The 18835-nt window shown below is 42.0% G+C and carries 21 protein-coding genes; 1 reads left to right on the plus strand and 20 read right to left on the minus strand.

All coding sequences use genetic code 11. From position 1 onward, the window contains the following. Positions 1-12: 12 nt before the first annotated feature. The 19 genes from hisC to ACOJQI_RS15010 form a co-directional block, all read right to left on the minus strand. A complete protein-coding gene (hisC, locus tag ACOJQI_RS14920; protein WP_421379230.1) occupies positions 13-1107 on the minus strand; it encodes a histidinol-phosphate transaminase in 1095 nt (364 codons plus the stop codon). 137 nt (positions 1108-1244) lie between these two features. Continuing rightward, complete coding sequence (gene aroH, locus ACOJQI_RS14925) at positions 1245-1607, minus strand: chorismate mutase (RefSeq protein ID WP_421379232.1); 363 nt, start codon at positions 1605-1607, stop codon at positions 1245-1247. A gap of 3 nt (positions 1608-1610) precedes the next feature. Further along, positions 1611-2702 (minus strand): 3-dehydroquinate synthase, encoded by a 1092-nt coding sequence (aroB, locus tag ACOJQI_RS14930; protein WP_421379235.1) that lies wholly within the window; start codon positions 2700-2702, stop codon positions 1611-1613. 5 nt (positions 2703-2707) lie between these two features. After that, positions 2708-3880, minus strand: a complete 1173-nt coding sequence (gene aroC / locus ACOJQI_RS14935) for a chorismate synthase (RefSeq protein WP_421379237.1) — start codon at positions 3878-3880, stop codon at positions 2708-2710. A 128-nt stretch (positions 3881-4008) separates the two neighbouring features. After that, entirely contained in the window at positions 4009-4782 is a 774-nt protein-coding gene (locus tag ACOJQI_RS14940) for a CheR family methyltransferase (protein WP_421379239.1), read from the minus strand. A gap of 228 nt (positions 4783-5010) precedes the next feature. Continuing rightward, a complete protein-coding gene (gene ndk, locus ACOJQI_RS14945) occupies positions 5011-5457 on the minus strand; it encodes a nucleoside-diphosphate kinase (RefSeq protein ID WP_421379241.1) in 447 nt (148 codons plus the stop codon). Positions 5458-5559: 102 nt separating this feature from the next. Next, on the minus strand, positions 5560-6522 hold the full coding sequence (gene hepT, locus ACOJQI_RS14950; RefSeq protein ID WP_421379243.1) for a heptaprenyl diphosphate synthase component II: 963 nt from the start codon (positions 6520-6522) through the stop codon (positions 5560-5562). Between the two features lie 33 nt (positions 6523-6555). Further along, entirely contained in the window at positions 6556-7263 is a 708-nt protein-coding gene (gene menG / locus ACOJQI_RS14955) for a demethylmenaquinone methyltransferase (RefSeq protein ID WP_421379245.1), read from the minus strand. 3 nt (positions 7264-7266) lie between these two features. Further along, complete coding sequence (locus ACOJQI_RS14960; RefSeq protein ID WP_421379247.1) at positions 7267-8088, minus strand: heptaprenyl diphosphate synthase component 1; 822 nt, start codon at positions 8086-8088, stop codon at positions 7267-7269. Between the two features lie 180 nt (positions 8089-8268). After that, positions 8269-8499, minus strand: coding sequence for a trp RNA-binding attenuation protein MtrB (mtrB, locus tag ACOJQI_RS14965; RefSeq protein ID WP_421379248.1), 231 nt, complete (start codon positions 8497-8499; stop codon positions 8269-8271). Between the two features lie 139 nt (positions 8500-8638). Continuing rightward, the gene (locus tag ACOJQI_RS14970; protein WP_421379249.1) at positions 8639-8911 is read right to left on the minus strand and encodes an HU family DNA-binding protein; all 273 of its coding nucleotides are present in this window, start codon (positions 8909-8911) and stop codon (positions 8639-8641) included. 437 nt (positions 8912-9348) lie between these two features. Continuing rightward, positions 9349-10827, minus strand: coding sequence for a stage IV sporulation protein A (spoIVA, locus tag ACOJQI_RS14975; protein WP_421379251.1), 1479 nt, complete (start codon positions 10825-10827; stop codon positions 9349-9351). A gap of 237 nt (positions 10828-11064) precedes the next feature. Further along, the gene (locus ACOJQI_RS14980) at positions 11065-11772 is read right to left on the minus strand and encodes a hypothetical protein (protein ID WP_421379253.1); all 708 of its coding nucleotides are present in this window, start codon (positions 11770-11772) and stop codon (positions 11065-11067) included. Between the two features lie 28 nt (positions 11773-11800). Next, positions 11801-11998 (minus strand): DUF2768 domain-containing protein, encoded by a 198-nt coding sequence (locus ACOJQI_RS14985; RefSeq protein ID WP_421379255.1) that lies wholly within the window; start codon positions 11996-11998, stop codon positions 11801-11803. A gap of 602 nt (positions 11999-12600) precedes the next feature. Further along, a complete protein-coding gene (locus ACOJQI_RS14990) occupies positions 12601-13653 on the minus strand; it encodes an NAD(P)H-dependent glycerol-3-phosphate dehydrogenase (RefSeq protein WP_421379257.1) in 1053 nt (350 codons plus the stop codon). Between the two features lie 17 nt (positions 13654-13670). Beyond that, a complete protein-coding gene (gene der / locus ACOJQI_RS14995) occupies positions 13671-14981 on the minus strand; it encodes a ribosome biogenesis GTPase Der (RefSeq protein ID WP_421379259.1) in 1311 nt (436 codons plus the stop codon). 378 nt (positions 14982-15359) lie between these two features. Further along, positions 15360-15548, minus strand: coding sequence for a capping complex subunit for YIEGIA (locus ACOJQI_RS15000; protein ID WP_421379261.1), 189 nt, complete (start codon positions 15546-15548; stop codon positions 15360-15362). Continuing rightward, positions 15545-16441 carry a YIEGIA family protein gene (locus ACOJQI_RS15005; protein ID WP_421379263.1) on the minus strand — a complete coding sequence of 299 codons (897 nt, stop codon included), beginning with the start codon at positions 16439-16441 and terminating at the stop codon, positions 15545-15547. Before ACOJQI_RS15005 ends, ACOJQI_RS15000 begins: the two co-directional genes overlap by 4 nt. Then, positions 16438-17058 (minus strand): YphA family membrane protein, encoded by a 621-nt coding sequence (locus ACOJQI_RS15010; RefSeq protein ID WP_421379265.1) that lies wholly within the window; start codon positions 17056-17058, stop codon positions 16438-16440. The genes ACOJQI_RS15005 and ACOJQI_RS15010 overlap by 4 nt, the downstream gene beginning before the upstream one ends. Before the next feature lie 103 nt (positions 17059-17161). On the opposite strand from ACOJQI_RS15010, the gene ACOJQI_RS15015 reads away from it, so the two are divergent. Continuing rightward, on the plus strand, positions 17162-17293 hold the full coding sequence (locus ACOJQI_RS15015) for a YpzI family protein (protein WP_421379267.1): 132 nt from the start codon (positions 17162-17164) through the stop codon (positions 17291-17293). Positions 17294-17692: 399 nt separating this feature from the next. Here ACOJQI_RS15015 and rpsA read toward each other — a convergent pair whose 3' ends face one another. Further along, positions 17693-18832, minus strand: a complete 1140-nt coding sequence (rpsA, locus tag ACOJQI_RS15020) for a 30S ribosomal protein S1 (protein ID WP_421379269.1) — start codon at positions 18830-18832, stop codon at positions 17693-17695. Positions 18833-18835 lie beyond the last annotated feature (3 nt).

Consider the following 18835-nt stretch of genomic DNA (forward strand, 5'->3'; position numbering starts at 1 on the left):
GCTCTCTGAAGTTTAGTTATTTGAATCCAAAAAGCTTCTGATAGTATCGATCAGACCTGTATTTTGTTCAAGAGTGCCAATGGTGATCCTCACAGTTGTCGGATAGCCAAGAGCCTTTCCGGATCGTACGATGTACCCCTTGCTGAGCAGGTATTGAAAGACTTCATCGCCATCGATGCCGAAATCAATAACAATGAAATTTGCTTGTGACGGGAAATACCTCAGGCCTTTTTCCCTGCATAGATCATAATACATCTCCATGCCCTTCCTGTTTTCTATACGGCATTTCTTAATGAATTCCTGATCTGTCAGAGCAGCCGCGGCAGCCCCCTGGGCAACAATATTATTATTAAAAGGTTCACGCAGCGGCTCCAGTTTGGATATGATGTGTTCATTTGCAATTCCGTATCCGACACGCAGTCCTGCAAGTCCATAAGCTTTTGAGAACGTTCTTGTAACTAAAAGACGTGGATATTTTTGTACCAATTCAACGGAATCATAATAATCCGAGGCGGTTACATATTCAAAATAGGCTTCATCCAATACAGTTAAAACATGAGAAGGAACTTGATCAAGGAAATTGATCAATTCATCTTCCCGAATATATTCTCCGCTTGGATTATTTGGACTGCACAGCCATACAACAGTTGTATTTTCGTCGATAGCTTCAAGCATCTTTGCCAGGTCATGCCTGCCACCCTCATTCAATACAACCTCCTTTACCTCCGCACCCTCAATAACAGCATTATGTTTATACTGGGGAAAGGTTGGGCTTGGCATAACCGTATTTGTTCCTCGCTGCAGCAATCCCCTCGATATAATCTGGATGATTTCATCGGATCCATTGCCCAGAATGATCTGCTTTTCAGACACATTCAGGTGCTCAGAAATAGAACTTCTGAGCTTCTTTGCGTACCCATCTGGATAGATGGAATAACTGAAATCTGCTTTATTCAAATATTCCTGCACCCTCGGTGAAAAGCCGAATGGATTTTCGTTTGAAGATAATTTCACAATGGATTTCAACCCATAAAGTTTCTTCACATCATCTATTGTTTTACCAGGCTGATATGCTTTCAAGTTTTCAATTTCTTTTTTCCAATTCACCTTAGCTCCACCCTTTTCTTCAATTCTCTAATGCGTTATCACGTTAAAGCGTTATAAGGTTTATACTAACATAATTTCCTGGTGTTTTTCTATAACAAGATGGCAGCCTTAGTGAAAAAAACAGCTGAATTATTATCCTATGGCAATAAATCCGGCCTCAGATTTTTGGCTTCCCTCATATAAATATGCAGAATTTCATCCTGATTTTTCTCCGTATTCCAATGAATCATAATCCTGATGCATTTTTTCAGGCTATCCTTAACATGCATCTCGTGCATGGAAAGAACTGGAACATATTTCCACTCATTCCATTTTCTCAGAGCTTTTGCGGGAAAGGAACTTTGGATATCCTCTGTGGCTGAAATGAATACAGAAGCGACTTGAACAGGTACAATTCCATTCTTGTTGATCATTTCCCTTAGCAAGATTTCGGTGGAACTAATGATGTCACTTTCACAATCCGACGTGATTGTTATCGCACCACGAACTCCCCTGATCATTACTCACTCTCCTTTAATAGACAAAATAAAATTGTGAGCTTCCTTCAGATCCGCTCGGCCGATTTCCATTAGTACCGGTTTTCCGATTGCATTGAGCAAGACAAACTTGGGAATTTTATTGGCCGCTTTTTTATCCCTGGTCATGACTGTATATATTTCTTCAAAAGAATATGCAGCGGGGAATGAAAGTGGATATCCCAGGCTTTTGATCCAAGAAATGAATCCTGAAAGGTCGAAGCTGAGATTTGCATGCTTTACACTTAAAAATAAAGCATAGACCATCCCCGCCATTACAGCTTCACCATGAGAAATGCCCTTATACCCACCCAGATTCTCAAGAGCATGGCCGTAAGTATGGCCAAAGTTCAAAAATGCCCTGATGCCATTTTCCTTTTCATCACTTTCAACAATCCCTGCCTTGACGGCTATTCCTTGTTTTAAACATTGTATTAAAAACGCTGGATCAATAGTAGAGAATGTTTTTAAATTTTTCATCAAATCGCTGTAAAACATTTCATTCGATATCAAAGCATGTTTGATGACCTCAGCCATTCCCGACCTGATTTCCCTGGCTGGAAGGCTATCGAGAAATGCGGTATCATAAATGACTGCTTCTGGATGATAAAACTGTCCAATAAGATTTTTTCCGAGCTTATGATTCACTGCAACTTTGCCTCCGACAGAACTATCATGTGCCAGTATCGTCGTCGGCAGACTGACAAATCTGATTCCTCTCATATAGGTTGCCGCCACAAAGCCGGCAAGATCTCCGCAGGCACCGCCGCCAAAGGCGAGAATGAGGGAGTTACGGTCTAAACCATGATTGATGGCAAAGGTCATGCAATCGTTAAACACCTCGAGGGACTTTGCTTCCTCGCCGGCCGGAACCATAAAGGCGGCAGTTTCAATTGAAGCAGGCAAATATTCCTCAAGAGTCCCCCCATGCAGTTCATAAACAGCTCTATCTGCAATGACCATGATTTGTGAAATACCTTCTAAGTCGCCTGTTAATAACCCCTTAAGCCTATCCAAAATATGGCTTCCTATGTATACAGGATATTGTTTTGTATCCGTTTTGATATGCAGAGTATCCACTTTAATTAGTACTCCTTTGATTTCCGCATGTATTCATCTATAGAATCCTTGAGACTCTCAAATTGGTCACTGTTGAATTGTTCTGTAAGGGCATTAGCAAGTTCCCATGCCACTACAGCTTCTGCCACCACACTAGCTGCCGGGACAGCACAGCTGTCAGAACGCTCAATGCTCGCCGAGAACTCTTCTTTGCTGTCAATATCGACACTTTTCAAAGGCTTGTATAGAGTCGGGATGGGCTTCATAACTCCTTTGACCACTATTGGCATCCCCGTGGTCATTCCGCCCTCGAACCCGCCCAGGCGGTTCGTTTTACGGTAGTAGCCCTGCTTTTCATTCCATGCAATTTCATCGTGCACTTCACTGCCTGGCTTTCTTGCCATTTCAAATCCCAGTCCGAACTCTACCCCCTTAAATGCATTGATACTCATTACTGCCATGGCAATTTTCGCATCCAGCTTTCGGTCATAGTGAACATAGCTTCCCACACCCGGGGGCATACCTTCAACCACTACTTCCACAACACCACCTATGGAGTCGCCTGCCTTCTTGGCCGTATCTATTGCCTCCATCATCTTTTGGGCAGCCTCTTCGTCAAGGCATCGGACGGGAGAGTTCTCCGTTTTCTCCATCAGCTCGTCAATGCTTTCATATTGAGTATTTTCAGCTGTAATCCCGCCTATCTCCCTGACATGCCCTGCAACTTTGATGCCCAGTTGGCTGAGGAGCTTTTTGGCAACCGCACCTGCTGCAACCCTCACTGTTGTCTCTCTTGCTGAAGACCTTTCAAGGACATTCCTTAAGTCACGGTGCCCATACTTAATGCCCCCATTTAAATCAGCGTGTCCAGGGCGCGGCCTTGTAATCTTTCTTTTGATATCATCTTGCTCATCATCAGAGATCGGTTCGATTCCCATGATTTTTGTCCAGTGGGTCCAATCCTTGTTTTCGACAATCAGTGCCAGCGGGGATCCCAGTGTCTTGCCATGCCTGACACCTCCGGCAATGTTCACCCGGTCCTTTTCTATTTGCATCCTCCTGCCGCGGCCATATCCTTTTTGTCTTCTCGCAAGTTCAAAATTGATATCCTCTTCACTGAGAGGCATCCCTGCAGGTACTCCCTCTAATATGGCTGTCAATTGTGGGCCATGCGATTCTCCGGCTGTTAAGTATCTCATAATGTCTTCTCCTTCCCCGCGTAAATAATTTTGTATCAATATAACACATTCCAGATAGGAGTACATAGAAGATTCACTCTATTTCTTGAAAGAAATAAAAAAACACCGGACAAGTTCCCGGTGTTTGATTACTTTTTCCGATAGAAAAAGGTATCTTCTGTTTCCAATCCATATTTTGCCGGATTGAAGATCTGCTCGGTACTGCCCACGAACAGGATTCCCCCTGGGCGCAGTGCTGAACTGAAGTTGTGGTAAATCTCTTCCTTTGCTTCTTCAGTAAAATAAATCATGACATTCCGGCAGACAATCAAATCATGGTTAGATTCGTATTGATCCGCGAGCAAGTTATGCTTTTGGAAGGAAATCCTGCTTTTGATCTGAGGTGAGATTTTATAAAAATCCCCCTCCTTTGTGAAGTATTTGTGCTTAATCTCAGGGGGAATTTCATTCATCGAGCGTTCAGGATAGACACCCAGTTTAGCTTTCGCAATTGCATTTTCATCAATATCGGTTGCCTTAATTGCCATCTCTGAAAGATTCAGATAGTTGGAAAGAACCATGGCAATCGTATAAGGTTCTTCACCGGTTGAACATGCTGCACTCCAAATCTTCAATCTTTTATTATGGGCAAGCAGCCTCGGGAATATCTTCTCTTGAAGCACCGCCCACCGTTTCTCATTCCGATAGAATTCCGTTACATTGATGGTCATCCTATCCAAAAATTCATTAAGAAGCTTTGATTCTTTTTCGATCGCTGTAAAGAAATCTTTGAAATCGGAGTACCCCTTTTTTTCATAGAGGGAAGTCAATCTCCTCTTCATCTGGGCTTCCTTGTAAAGAGAAAGGTTTATACCCGTTTTCCTATATATGTCCTTCGTGAATTGTTCGTAATCATATGCCATTATCATTTACACTCCAACATTCGAATTACCTTGCCTATCTAGTATATCGGAAAAAACAGAACAAAATTGAAATGCCTTGAAAAAATCATGCAATTTATTTTGTGGATTCTATGAAACCGCCCTGATTCCATCCAGCTAAAACTTCCCTCAATTAAACAGAAAAAGCCTGATTCCAGGAGAATCCCCCTGAATCAGGCTTTATAAGCATATATTCATTTAATGAACTGATTAATAAATCCACTCATTCATTAGTTTTGAATACTCAACCAATTCTTCTTCCTTGAAGAACAGACCGATTTCTCTCTCTGCACTTTCAGCAGAGTCAGAACCATGAATGACATTTTTGCCAACAGTGATACCGAAGTCGCCGCGGATTGTTCCTGGAGCAGCGTCCTTAGGATTTGTAGCACCCATCATTTGACGAGCAGTAGCAATGACATTCTCGCCTTGCCATACCATTGCGAAAACAGGACCGGAAGTGATAAAGTCCACAAGTTCTCCGAAGAAAGGGCGCTCTTTATGTTCGCCGTAATGTTCTTCAGCCAATTCTTTAGAAATGCTCATCAACTTTGCACCAGCAAGCTGGAAACCTTTCTTTTCAAAACGAGAAACAAATTCAGCAATTAAACCGCGTTGTACGCCGTCAGGCTTTACCATTAAAAATGTCTTTTCCATTTTTTCCACTCCTAGATATGTATGTATGGGTCTCTATTCGATTGCCCACAAAAAATGGTATCATTGATTTCACGTTTTGGCAACGTTTCCATTTGAAATTTTCTAAAATTTTCGCTTGCCTATAAAATTGGCAATATCTTTCAAAGTCTTGTTTGCCCCGTTCCTTGGAAGACCTTCCAGTTCTTTCAGCGCCTTCTTAAGATAGCGTGTACTGACTTCGTGAGACTTTTCAATCGCTCCGCACCTTTTAATATCATCAATGACCGCTTTCATATATTCCTTATCAACTTCCTCATCAATCTTGATGATTCTTTCCCTTAATGCAGGATCCTGCATTGCAAAAAGGACAGGCAATGTAATATTACCCTGCAGCAAGTCACTGCCTGCCGGCTTTCCGAGATCTTCCTCACTGGCGGTAAAGTCCAGAATGTCATCTGTGATTTGAAAAGACATTCCAACATAATATCCAAACCGGTATAACTTCCTATGTATCTCTGAAGGCGCCCCTGCAGAAATCGCACCGAGCTGACAACTGACAGCAATCAATAAAGCTGTCTTTCTTTTAATCCTTCTCAGGTAATCTTTCAACCCCTGCTCAAAACGGTATTTGTCCTTGATTTGTTCTATTTCACCGACAGTGAGTTCCACAATTGCATTCGAAAGAATCTTATGGGCCTCTTCGTTATCAATCTTGGTCATGTATTCCAAGGATCGCGCAAATATGTAGTCACCTGTATACATCGCCGTCTTATTATCCCATTGAGACTTGATCGTAGGCTTTCCCCGTCTCAAATCAGCATCATCAATGACATCATCATGAACGAGAGATGCACTGTGGATGAGTTCCAAAGCAACCGCTACATTCTTGATGCTGTTAATGTCATAATGGCCGAATTTGGCAGACAGCAAAACAAATACAGGGCGGATTCTTTTTCCGCCCGCTGACAGCAAGTGAAGGGATGCTTCATTCAAAAGAGGGGAATGGGAATCAATGGCCGTCTTTAATTCTTTTTCAATGAGATCGATATCCGCCTTCAGAAACGAATATATCATTTTAAACTTCATTTCATTTCCACCCAGTTATAATTTTTCTCTTGATCAGTTCTTTTTGAACCCCATATGCATCGCCGCTACACCGCCCGTATAAGGCTTGTATGATACCTTATCAAAGCCGGCGTCCCAGAACATATCCGCCAGTTCCTTCATCCCCGGAAAATCTTTTGCCGATTCCTGCAGCCAAGAATATTCATTGTAACTCTTTGCAAACACTTTTCCGAATAAAGGCATAAGAAATTGAAAATAAAAGTAATAGGCTTGACGGTAACCAAACATGGTCGGCTGGGATGTTTCTAAACAAACAGCCATTCCACCCGGTTTCAGAACACGGTTCATTTCTTTGAGTACATGCAGGTAGTCAGGTACATTCCTAAGTCCGAAACCGATTGTTACATAATCAAATGTGTTATCTTCAAATGGCAGCTCCATTGCATTTCCGTGAATCAGTTCGATTTGCTTCTTTCCTGACTCTTTTACCTTTTCCTCTCCGATTTTCAGCATGTTCTTACTGAAATCCAGGCCTTTTACGGTACCCTTTTCCCCCACTGCCTCTGCCAAAGCAAGTGTCCAGTCGGCTGTACCGCAGCAAACATCCAGGGCAGATGCCCCCTCTTTGACAGCCATTCTTTTCATGGTATCTTTCCGCCATTTTTTATGTTGTTGAAAACTGATAAGCGAGTTCATCTTGTCATAATTGCCGTAAATCTTCTCAAAGACTGTATGGACTCTTTGCTCTTTTGACTGGTTCATCCATTAACCCTCTTCCGCAAAAATTTTCGTGTATGGCTTGGTGTGTTCTAATAACGAGAGGATCCGGCCTTCAATGAAGTGTCCGTCAAAGGATTCACTTCGCAGCATTTCTACAATTTTATCTCTCGATTCAATAATGCAGCCTGTATAAATGCTTCCCACCTTCTGTTTCTGTTCCAGAGTCAGGGAAGAACCCCTATCACCTGGATACAAGCTCGATTTGATTGAAGGAAGAAGCAGAGTGATTTCACCTTGTTCCAGCGCCCTTTCCTCGATAACCATTCGGCGCAAAAACAAGGCCTCCCCGACAAGTTCCTGCCATTGAGCAGTGCCATAGTGGGCAAAGAAACTGTGAATGACAGCAGACTCAATTGTCTTGATGCTGTTCATGATCTGTGGAACATTGAAATATTCTTGTTTATAAAGAGATATCTTGCTTTCATTAACCGTCTTGATTGCCTGAGCCAGATGGTTAATCAAACTGACATTCTCCAATTCTGACAGAATTTTATAATATTGGCCACTGAAATAAACGCCGGCCAATACAGTCAATTGTCTTTCTTTTAATGATTCACTTGGTGAATTCGTCACTTTCTCATGGGTATCTAGGCCAATTTGGATCAGCATGACGGTTGAAATCAAGCGGATGATTTCCTCCTCGTCCAACACTTGGTCCCCATTTGAAAAAGGAAGGACCAAAAAGCTGATCCTGTCTTCATCAATTTGCGGAGAATCAATATACTTTTGCAAATAAGAGTAGGATAACTTCTCTTCAACATAGTGTTTTATTGATGCTTCAAGATGAAAACAATCCAAATGTTTCATAAACCTAAGTCCCCATTTCGTTATATGTATCTTCTAGTCGTTTCAGCAACAAATATTATATCATAATAAGGCAGGACGGGCGAATACATAATATCCCCCTTCCCTCTGCCCTCAAAGTCAGGAGCTCTATACAAGCTTTATAAAAAGACAGCAGGACGGTTATCGCTGCTGTCTTTGCCACTACTTCTCCTTCATTTCACTTTCAACTTCACCATTGCTAGTGATGATTTTCGCCTTGCCCCGGACTTTGATGGCGGAAGTGTGCTCAGTGAACTGGGCAATCATTACTTCTCCCTTATCCAATTTCTCGGAATGATGAAATTTCGTGTCGGTTCCCCTTGTCAATCCAATCACATTCACCCCGTCTTCGATTGCTTTGATCACAATATAATCTGTTTGGCTGTTTGCCATTCTCTTCACTCCAGTCATCTCTATTTATTGTTCGTTCGATACTAAAAGCGCTTTTCATTCAATATTTTATCAAAGAAGGACATTAAATGAAAAAAAGAGCCGCAGTCTATGCGGCTCTTTTTACGCTAAAGGTATGTAATTATTTTACAGCATCTTTAAGCGCTTTACCTGGTTTGAATGCAGGCACCTTGCTAGCAGAGATTTCGATTTCTTCACCAGTTTGCGGGTTGCGTCCTTTACGTGCTGCACGCTCACGAACTTCGAAGTTACCAAAACCGATTAATTGTACTTTATCACCATTTGCCAGTGCGTTTTGAATACTATCAAAAACGGCATCAACTGCTTTTGTAGCATCCTTTTTAGAAAGCTCAGCAGCTTCAGCAACAGCATTAATTAGTTCTGTCTTGTTCATGCCATTCACCTCCTCCCAAAGGAAATGTCTCAGTCATGATTCATATAACTGTCTTGTTACATTAGTAAACATAATTTTCGGTTTCTATACATGAACGTAAACAAAAACCGTCAAAAACGTTGTAGAATCAATGTTCGACATCAATTCTGTTAAAAGATTATCATATAAAAATAAGGTTAGCAAGAATATTTCAAGAAATAATGGGAATCTTTTCTTTTTAAGGGCTTAAATTCATTTTAACGAACACTTTTTGCCGTTATTTTAAAATTCCCGGGTTGCCTTAGGTTTTAAAATCCCGTAACAATGGGGTTGATGAGGTGTTTGGTGTACTGCCCTTTTCTTAATAAAGTAAAGAAATTGAATGAGTTAGTTCATTTCCGTTTTGAAATCTTACATTTACTAAAGAGCAAAAAAAAGACTCTCAAAAAGAGAGCCTCCTACAAGATGATTGCAATGAGTCCGCCGGAACCTTCGTTGATGATTCTTTCCAGCGTATCTTTAAGTTTATACCTCGCATTTTCAGGCATTAATGAAAGTTTCGCCTGGATTCCTTCCCTGACTATGGAACTTAGGCTGCGCCCGAAAATATCGGAGTTCCAGATTGAAAGCGGATCGTCTTCAAAGTCCTGCATCAAGTATCGGACCAGTTCTTCACTCTGCTTTTCTGTACCGATAATTGGTTCGAATTTGGATTGTACATCCACTTTGATCATATGGATTGAAGGAGCCACTGCTTTCAGACTGACACCGAAACGGGATCCTTGACGGATAATTTCCGGCTCATCCAGACTCATATCGGCCAAAGAAGGAGCCGCAATACCGTAACCTGTCTGCTTAACCATCTTCAGTGCATCTGCCACTTGGTCATATTCACGCTTGGCATGAGAGAAGTCCTGCATCAGTTCAAGCAGGTGATCTTTGCCGCGGATCTCCACGCCCACAATCTCCTTCAGAACTTCATCATACAGTTCATCAGGTGCATACAGGTCGATTTCCGCTACACCCTGCCCCATTTCAATACCGGCCAACCCAGCTCTTTCGATGTATTCAAATTCACTGAAATAATGGACGACCCTGTCGACATCCCTTAATCGCTTGATGTCCTTGACTGTTTCTTTCACAGCTTCCTGATAATTTTCCCGCAGCCAGTGATCTTCATTCAGCACCATTACCCAGCTTGGAAGATTCACATTCACTTCAAGCACTGGGAATTCATATAATGCTTCACGCAGGACATTCAAAACATCTGAATCTCTCATACTCTCAACACTCATGGCGAGTACAGGGATATCATATTTTCCCTGAAGCTTAAGGCGCAGGTCTTCCGTTTCAGGCGCATGAGGCTTCGCGGAGTTGATAACCATGATGAATGGTTTTCCGACCTCTTTCAGCTCTTCTATCACTCTTTCTTCAGCAACGAGGTAGTCGCTTCTAGGAATCTCCCCAATCGAACCGTCAGTCGTAACCACAACCCCGATTGTAGAGTGTTCCTGAATGACCTTCCTTGTTCCAATTTCAGCCGCTTCATGGAACGGGATCGGCTCTTCGTACCAAGGAGTATTGATCATTCTCGGTCCGTTCTCATCTTCATATCCTTTTGCACCCGGTACGGTGTACCCCACACAATCAACCAGGCGCACATTCACATCCAGGCCTTCATCCACATGAACAGAAACCGCCTGATTCGGGACGAATTTCGGTTCTGTCGTCATGATTGTTTTTCCTGCTGCGCTTTGAGGCAGTTCATCTTGAGCACGCGCACGTTCTGATTCGCTTGAGATATTAGGAAGGACGACGAGTTCCATGAATTTCTTGATGAATGTCGATTTCCCAGTTCGAACGGCTCCTACTACACCTAGGTAAATATCTCCGCCGGTTCTTTCTGCAATGTCTTTAAATAGATCTACTCTTTCCAAGAGATTCCCTCCAATCTTTATCTTCCAGGGATGTTTCATCCGGTTAGCTGTTTGGACAATATATATTTATGATGTTGTCCCAATTACTTATGACTATTAATATGTTTTTTTTGCCTTCTTATTACTAAAAAAGAAAAATAAAAAGCGTCCGGCAAAAAGTTGGGAACAGAAACGGGAGTAAGGAAAATGAAAAAACCCCTTTCTATACAAATATATTTTGTAAGAAAGGGGTTATGCCTATTTCGTCATAAAGACTGGTTCATTCTGTTCATTTACAGTATAGGGAGGTGAATAGGCGGGCACAAAAGCCGAATCTTCCGTTAGGATCGGCCGGATATCCTCACCTTTTTCAAAAGTATAGTCACCTTCCTGGAGAAGCGTGTTCAGATCCATTCTGTAGTCAACGAAAATTTCCCCGCTGCCATTTATCAGCAAGGGCAGATTATTATTGGAGTAGGGACTGACAACATACGGCTCCTCATCATAACCAATTTTGGAATAGTCCAGGGTATATACGTTATCCGCAACGCTTTCCTTGAATGGCGGATAGCCGGTTGACTGGATCCTGATATTAATCTCCCGAATCTTTTCAGCTATCCTTAAATCAAATATTTTGACTGTCGGATTCTCTTCAACATCAATTAAAACATATTGAAAGATGCCCCCATTTTCATAGGCATTTCCCGGCACTTCGGAAAGGAATTGACCTTTCAGTTTATTGAAATCAATAGGATACTTTATGTAGATCGGTGTATCCTGATCCCGTGTTTTTATCGGAAGTATCCCGCCATTAGCTGACTGATACTTTTCAACCGCCGACTGGACTGCTTCAATCTGGTCTTCATATGGAATCTGATTCTTCTGAAGCTGTTCGTCAGGATATAAACAACCGGACAGCAGCGAAACGGCAAGTACCATCAGCAGCGAAAGTTTTAATATTTTCAAAGTAACACATCCTTAAAACATAACTTGTCTAATTCGTCGGCCCGCTCAATACAATGTAAGCCATCATCAGTCCGCCTGAAATCATTAGAACATATGCAATCAGTGCAGTAATAAAGCGGAAGATGCCTCTTTTTAATTTATATCTGCTTAAGTAAATTGTCAGTATGGCAAGAATCATAAAACCCATTGAGGCGAATGAAACCCACATTTTCATCATAGAAGACATTGGACGTCCCTCCTTATTTGTCGAAAGTATTATATCACACACTGTAAAAAAGTTAATAGCATCTGGAGATAATTCACTGTTATGTCGTTTTTCGTCCTTAGTATTCTTTTTGCCTTTTTAAAGCATGTTGAGTCGGCCTATAAGTCTTTTAATTTCGCTTCCCGATTTTTAAGTCCTTTAAAGACTGCTTAAAGGCTTTTAATTTTCGTTTTCCAATTTTAAAGTCCTATAAAGACCGTTTAAAGGCTTTTAATTTCCGCTTTCCAATTTTAAAGTCCTATAAAGACCGTTTAAAGGCTTTTAATTTCCGCTTTCCAATTTTAAAGTCCTATAAAAACCGTTTAAAGGCTTTTAATTTCCGCTTCCCAAATTTTAAGTCCTTTAAAGGCGACTTAAAGGCTTTTACATTTCACTACCCCACTTTTAAAGTCCTTGAGGGATCATTTGAAAAATGCAGCCACAAAAAAAGACTGAAGCAAGGATTCATTTCCTTCCTTCAGTCCAAGGTGACAGTTAACCCATCCATGTTTAAAGCTGTTTATGTTCCATTCATCCTATGCAAATAAAAGGTAACTGCATCGTCGAATGCCTATTATGGAGGATTAATCCGTCATTTTTTCGCCCAGTATGTTAAATAGGTCTTCCATTTCGTGTGTTTTCATACGTCCCATCAAGGAGTCCACTGCCTCTTTTGAAGGAACTCCGTTGAAGAGGACATCGTACAGTGCCTTGGTGATCGGCATCTGGACATTGTATTTTTCCGCCAGTTGATAGGCTGCTTTTGTGGTCCTGACACCTTCCACAACCATCCCCATCTCATCCAGCACAGTTTGAAGATTCTTTCCTTTTCCCAGCTGGTTTCCGGCTCTCCAGTTTCTGGAGTGAACACTGGTGCAGGTTACGATAAGGTCCCCTATTCCTGTCAAACCGGAAAAGGTAAGCGGATTGGCCCCCATTTTACTGCCCAGTCTGGCAATTTCCGCAAGGCCTCGTGTGATCAACGCCGCTTTGGCATTATCCCCATATCCAAGACCATCCGTGATTCCGGCGGCAAGCGCGATTATATTCTTCAAGGCCCCGCCAATTTCAACGCCGACAACATCGGGATTTGTATATACTCTGAAATTTTGATTCATGAAAAGGTCCTGAACATGTTCTGCGGACTCCATATTTTCTGAAGATACGGTAACCGTAGTAGGATGTCTCAGGCTGACTTCCTCTGCATGGCTCGGACCTGAAAGAACCACGACATCTTTCAGAGTTTGATCATCCATTTCTTCTTCGATCATTTCTGAAATCCGCATTAAGGTATCCGGCTCGATTCCTTTACTCACATGTACAATTATCACAGGCTTGGATACGATTTTCTTTACCTTTTGAAGAACTTCTCTGACAGCTTTCGTCGGTACCGCCAAAATGACAGTCTCAACACCTTCCAATGCTTCTTGAAGGTCGGTGTACCCTTTTATCCCTTCCGGAAGCTGTACGTTCTTTAAGTATTTCTCATTGGTATGCATGGAGTTGATCTCTTCCATTTGTTCCGCTTTGTGTCCCCACAGATTTACAGTATGCTTATTATCGGCAAGGACCATTGCAAGAGCTGTACCCCAGCTTCCCGCTCCCAATACTGAGATTGTTTTCAAAGGTTTCTCCACAGTCTCACCCTCCAGATCTATTTTCGTGCACGCGCGATAATACGGATTGGTGTACCCTCAAAAGCAAAAGCTTCCCTTATCCTGTTTTCCAGGAATCGTGCATATGAAAAGTGCATTAGTTCCGGTTCATTTACAAAGACGACAAAGGTAGGCGGTTTTACAGCCACTTGTGTCGCATAGAATACTTTCAGCCTCTTTCCTTTATCCGTTGGAGTCGGATTCATGGCTACTGCATCAGCAATCACTTCATTAAGGATGCTGGATTGAACCCTCAATGCATGATTCTCACTTACCTGGTTTATGACCGGAATCAGTGTATGGATTCTTCTCTTTGTTTTTGCAGACAAGAAAATGATCGGTGCATAATCCAGGAACAGGAAGTGCTCTCTGATATTTTCTTCGAATTTTTTCATTGTCTTTTCGTCTTTCTCCACTGCATCCCATTTATTGACGACGATGATGACACCTCGTCCAGCCTCATGAGCATATCCGGCAATCTTCTTGTCCTGCTCGATGATTCCTTCTTCCCCGTCAATCACTACTAAAACAACATCTGAGCGTTCAATTGCCCTTAAAGCACGAAGGACACTGTATTTCTCAGTGGATTCGTACACTTTCCCTTTTTTCCGCATTCCTGCTGTATCGATGATGACATACTCCTGTCCATCAACTTTAAGCTTTGAATCAATGGCATCCCGGGTTGTTCCGGCAACATTGCTGACAATGACACGATCTTCCCCAAGCAGCGCATTGACCAGGGAAGACTTCCCTACGTTCGGACGGCCGATCAATGAGAATTTGATGACATCTTCCGCGTATGTTTCCCCTGAATCTTTCTTAAAGTTCTTGGCTACTTCATCAAGCATGTCGCCAAGCCCTATTCCATGAGCACCTGAAATAGGGAATGGCTCGCCAAATCCCAATGAGTAGAAATCATAAACCATTTCTCTCATATCCGGGTTATCAATTTTGTTCACTGCCAGCACAACCGGCTTCTTCGAACGATAAAGGATTTTTGCCACGATTTCATCCGCAGCTGTTACACCTTCACGGCCGTTCGTCAGGAAAATGATGACATCGGCTTCATCAATAGCGATTTCAGCCTGCTGCCGGATCTGCTCAAGAAACGGTTCATCACCAATTTCAATTCCTCCGGTATCGATTATGTTAAAGTCATGTGTCAGCCAATCCGCTGAGCTGTATATCCGGTCTCTTGTTACTCCCGGAACATCTTCCACAATGGAGATTCTTTCACCGACGATGCGGTTAAAGATGGTGGACTTCCCTACATTGGGACGTCCTACAATTGCAACAACTGGTTTTGTCACATTGTTCACCCTTTCTGTTTGTTAGGTACATTAAAGGCCGTTTTTTTATGTTTCGTTGTTTCAGAAAAAGTCAGGAACATATGTTAATTGGCAGGCTTTTTTCTCGTATTGACACTTCATGTTTTTAGAATTTCTTTTATAAAAACTCAGGAAAAGAGCCTGATTCATCAATCATCATTTCTTCAACAATTCACAATGCTTGTCTATTTTTGACTTCGGCTATCGCTAAGGGGCTTTCTCTATTCAGGTGTATAAATTAAAGACTGACCTTTTAAGGTATTTTTCTCCTTACAGGCCAGCCCCCTTAACTTCGTTATTTTATCAGTAAATGCAATTTCTAGCAATTAATCTTAAGAATTCCACTCCGTATTACCTTTATCAGTGTCTGACGATGATGAATAAGCCGTCGTCAATTTCATGTGCTATTCCATCCAAGATGGCTTCCAGGTTGGCTGATACCTTTTCAAGCTGTTCTTGAGTCTTGCAAATGAAAACGGCTGTTCCGCTCGGTACTTTCTCGGGATAAGTTGTAACGGCTGCGAGAATAAACTTATCGACTGAACTCATTTAAGTTTCCTCCCCTTTTTATTCGCTTTTGACTCTGTAGGCATTCTGATCGCATTTTCAAGGGTGGGGACCTGCCCAAGAACCGCTATCGCTTTCTCAACATCTTTTTCCTGAGGAAGGACAAACACGCCTACCCTTCCATCATCAAGGTCCCTTTTGGCAAGGGGAGTAAGTGCCGGGGTCCCTGAATCCTTGTAGATGCCAAGGGTTGTCGACATATCATGCAAGATTGCCTGGCGCTGTCCAAGGTTGGCTATCGTCGACCTGGAGTCGAATGATTTTGGAGTAAGCAAAAAACCCATTCCATATCTTAATATTTCCTCTTGTCTCGCAGGCAAACCAATATTCATGATGTAGATGTTATCGACATAAAGGCCGGGCCCATCAAAGTGCGGTTCTATAAACTCAATATTCACTATATCCTTCAATTTCCCGCCGGCCATAAGCCTGTGCGCAACGATAAGGCTGATGATCCCCACAACAAGGGCCGCCCAAAAGTTAACAACCAAATAAGCCAGGGTAGTAAGCAAAGAAGCGAAAATGACAAGGTAGTTCCTGCTCTCAAATGCAATCGCTATCCCCTCAATATAGGTCGCACCCCTCGGCACCAATTCAAACGCATCCAATTCAGTCAATGTATTTCTCTCCATATTCCGTACATCCCTGAATTGGGAAGCCGCTACCGTCAGAAAAGTAATTGCTGTAAAATTCTCTTCTAATAATGCAGGAACGGCAATAGTCCCTAAGCCTGCTGCTATGAAGCCCAAAGCAATATGTATGATTTTCCCATGCAAATATGTAGGATACTGCCGGTAGTCGGTTCTAAGCATATATATACGTGTTAAGGTCCCTACTACTACACCAAAGATGACTGGATAAACATATTCATTCATATATTCTTGACTTCTCCTTTTTTGAGTGCAGATTTGATGTAACTTGATTGTGAGTTGGCTAAGTACTGGAACAGATGCAGGGCAAACCCGCTGGCCACTATTATAGAAAGCACGTCAAGAAATGAAGATCCTCCTATCTGATATGGTAATTTATTTTGGATAAAGATATTTCCCGTTAAACATTCCCCTGTCAGCATTCCTATGATAATGGCAAGCTGCCTTTTTTTGAGGAATTTCATATCACCGTACAACAATACAGAGAGAATGATGAGTATGACCGAGACCATGATTTTCTTGTCCATAATCAGCATGATGGGATCATAAAACGATAATAAGGTGAAACTGGAGTAAGACAGCCCGATAATGGAACTGCTCAGGAATAAATAAAGCTTTTCGGAAAGAGAAAAGCCTCTAATGAAATACATTGAATAAAGAAATATCAGTGCCGCTGAAACACCAACTTGTAAACCGAAGAGTTCTATTCCAAAAGGGAAACTGATAATTAGAATAAGGGCAGATGCAGAACTTCTTAATCGCCAATCATTTTGCTTTTCCAGTAAAAACGTACTAATAATCCAGCATAGCCACATCATCCATAAAAACATTAAACCATCCATGTACCTACCTCCTATTATTCCATTATGGAAAATCTTTATGTAATCCATTCATGCATACTTGAATTCTTTCTAGAAAAAATTAAAGACAGGAGGTGTGGTTACAATGGGAAAAGATCGCCAGGAGAAAAAATTAAGAAAAAGCGGAAGAGTGGAATCTGACAGAGACCAAACGCTGGAAAAAGCAGGGGCAACAAGATTGGAAAGCCCCGAGGAGTCAAGACGGAGACAGAGGTAAACTCGAAAAGGACCCCCGCTGCTTTGTGCCGCGGGGGTCTTTTAACTTAATACGGATCTAAATGGCCGTGTATTTCAGGGGCATCTTATGAGTAACAGACCAGATTTTCACTTGCTTCAACAAAACTTGGTCCCTTCTTTCGATTACTAAGCCAATTTTTTGAGCTGGCAGTTACAATTTGGTCCATTACTTTGATTAATAAACCACTTTATCGCTACAACCTCAAAAATTTGGTGCATTCTTTTACTTAATCAACCAATTTTTCGCGGCCTTCGAAAAAATTTGGTTCAATTCTTTCTTTAATACACCATCTTTTCACCTGCTTCACGGAAATTTGGTCTATTAACCCCTTTTTCCAGACAGAAAAAAGCCGGCCGCTGCCCGGCCGGCTCTTACTCGTTATTTCTTAAAGTTTTTTAATTTATCCCCGATCATGTCACCAAGCTGGAAGCCGGTGTTTTCTTCAGGCATCTCATAATCATCATATTCTTCAACAGGCTTTTCTTCTAATTCCTTGATGCTTAGGGATAAACGCTGATCGTTTTCGTTTACATCAAGAACTTTGACTTTGACCGTCTGGCCTTCTTCAAGAACTTCATGAGGTGTGCCGATATGCTTATGGGAAATTTGAGAAATGTGCACAAGGCCCTCAACCCCAGGGAAGACTTCAACGAAAGCCCCGTAAGACACAAGGCGCTTCACTTCTCCTTCAAGCACTTCGCCTCTAGGTGCCCTGCTTGCAATGTCATTCCATGGTCCAGGCAATGTTTCTTTGATAGAAAGTGAAATTCTTTCATTGTCACGATCTACGGATAGAACCTTGACATTGACCTTTTGTCCTTCTGATACTACATCAGATGGTTTTTCAACGTGCTCATGTGAAAGCTGGGAGATATGGACTAGTCCATCGACTCCGCCGATATCAACAAAGGCACCGAAGTCTGTCAAACGCTGGACTGTTCCCTCAAGGACTTCGCCAGTTTCAATTTTATCCAGTACTTCTTTTTTCTGCTCTTCTTTTTGTTCCTCAACGACTGCACGGTGAGAAAGGATCAAGCGGTTTTTATCTTTTTCCAGCTCGACAATTTTAAAAGTCAGGGTTTTTCCTTTGTAATCACTGAAATCTTCAACATAATGATCTTCAACAAGTGAAGCAGGAACGAATCCGCGCACACCAAGATCAACCACAAGGCCGCCCTTTACGACATCCTTGACTTCAGCTTCAAAGACTTCCCCGCTTTCAAAACGGCTTTGCATTTCATCCCATGCTTTTTCAGCGTCAACTTTACGCTTGGAAAGGACCAATAGCTCCTCTTCCACTTTCGTTACGATTAAATCAAGTACATCGCCTTCCTGGCATGCATCAGAAGCTTTTTCAATATGGAGGCTGGATAATTCACTGATCGGAATAATGCCGTCCACTTTGCTGCCTTCTACATCAACAAGGACTTGCTTTTCTTCAACTTTCGTGACTGTTCCTTTAACCTTGTCACCAACTTCAAGGTTGTTTACTTCCACTTGGTTCATGTCTTCTACCATATG

The organism is Bacillus salacetis (assembly GCF_049177075.1).
GTDB lineage: Bacteria > Bacillota > Bacilli > Bacillales > Bacillaceae_B > Rossellomorea > Rossellomorea salacetis_A.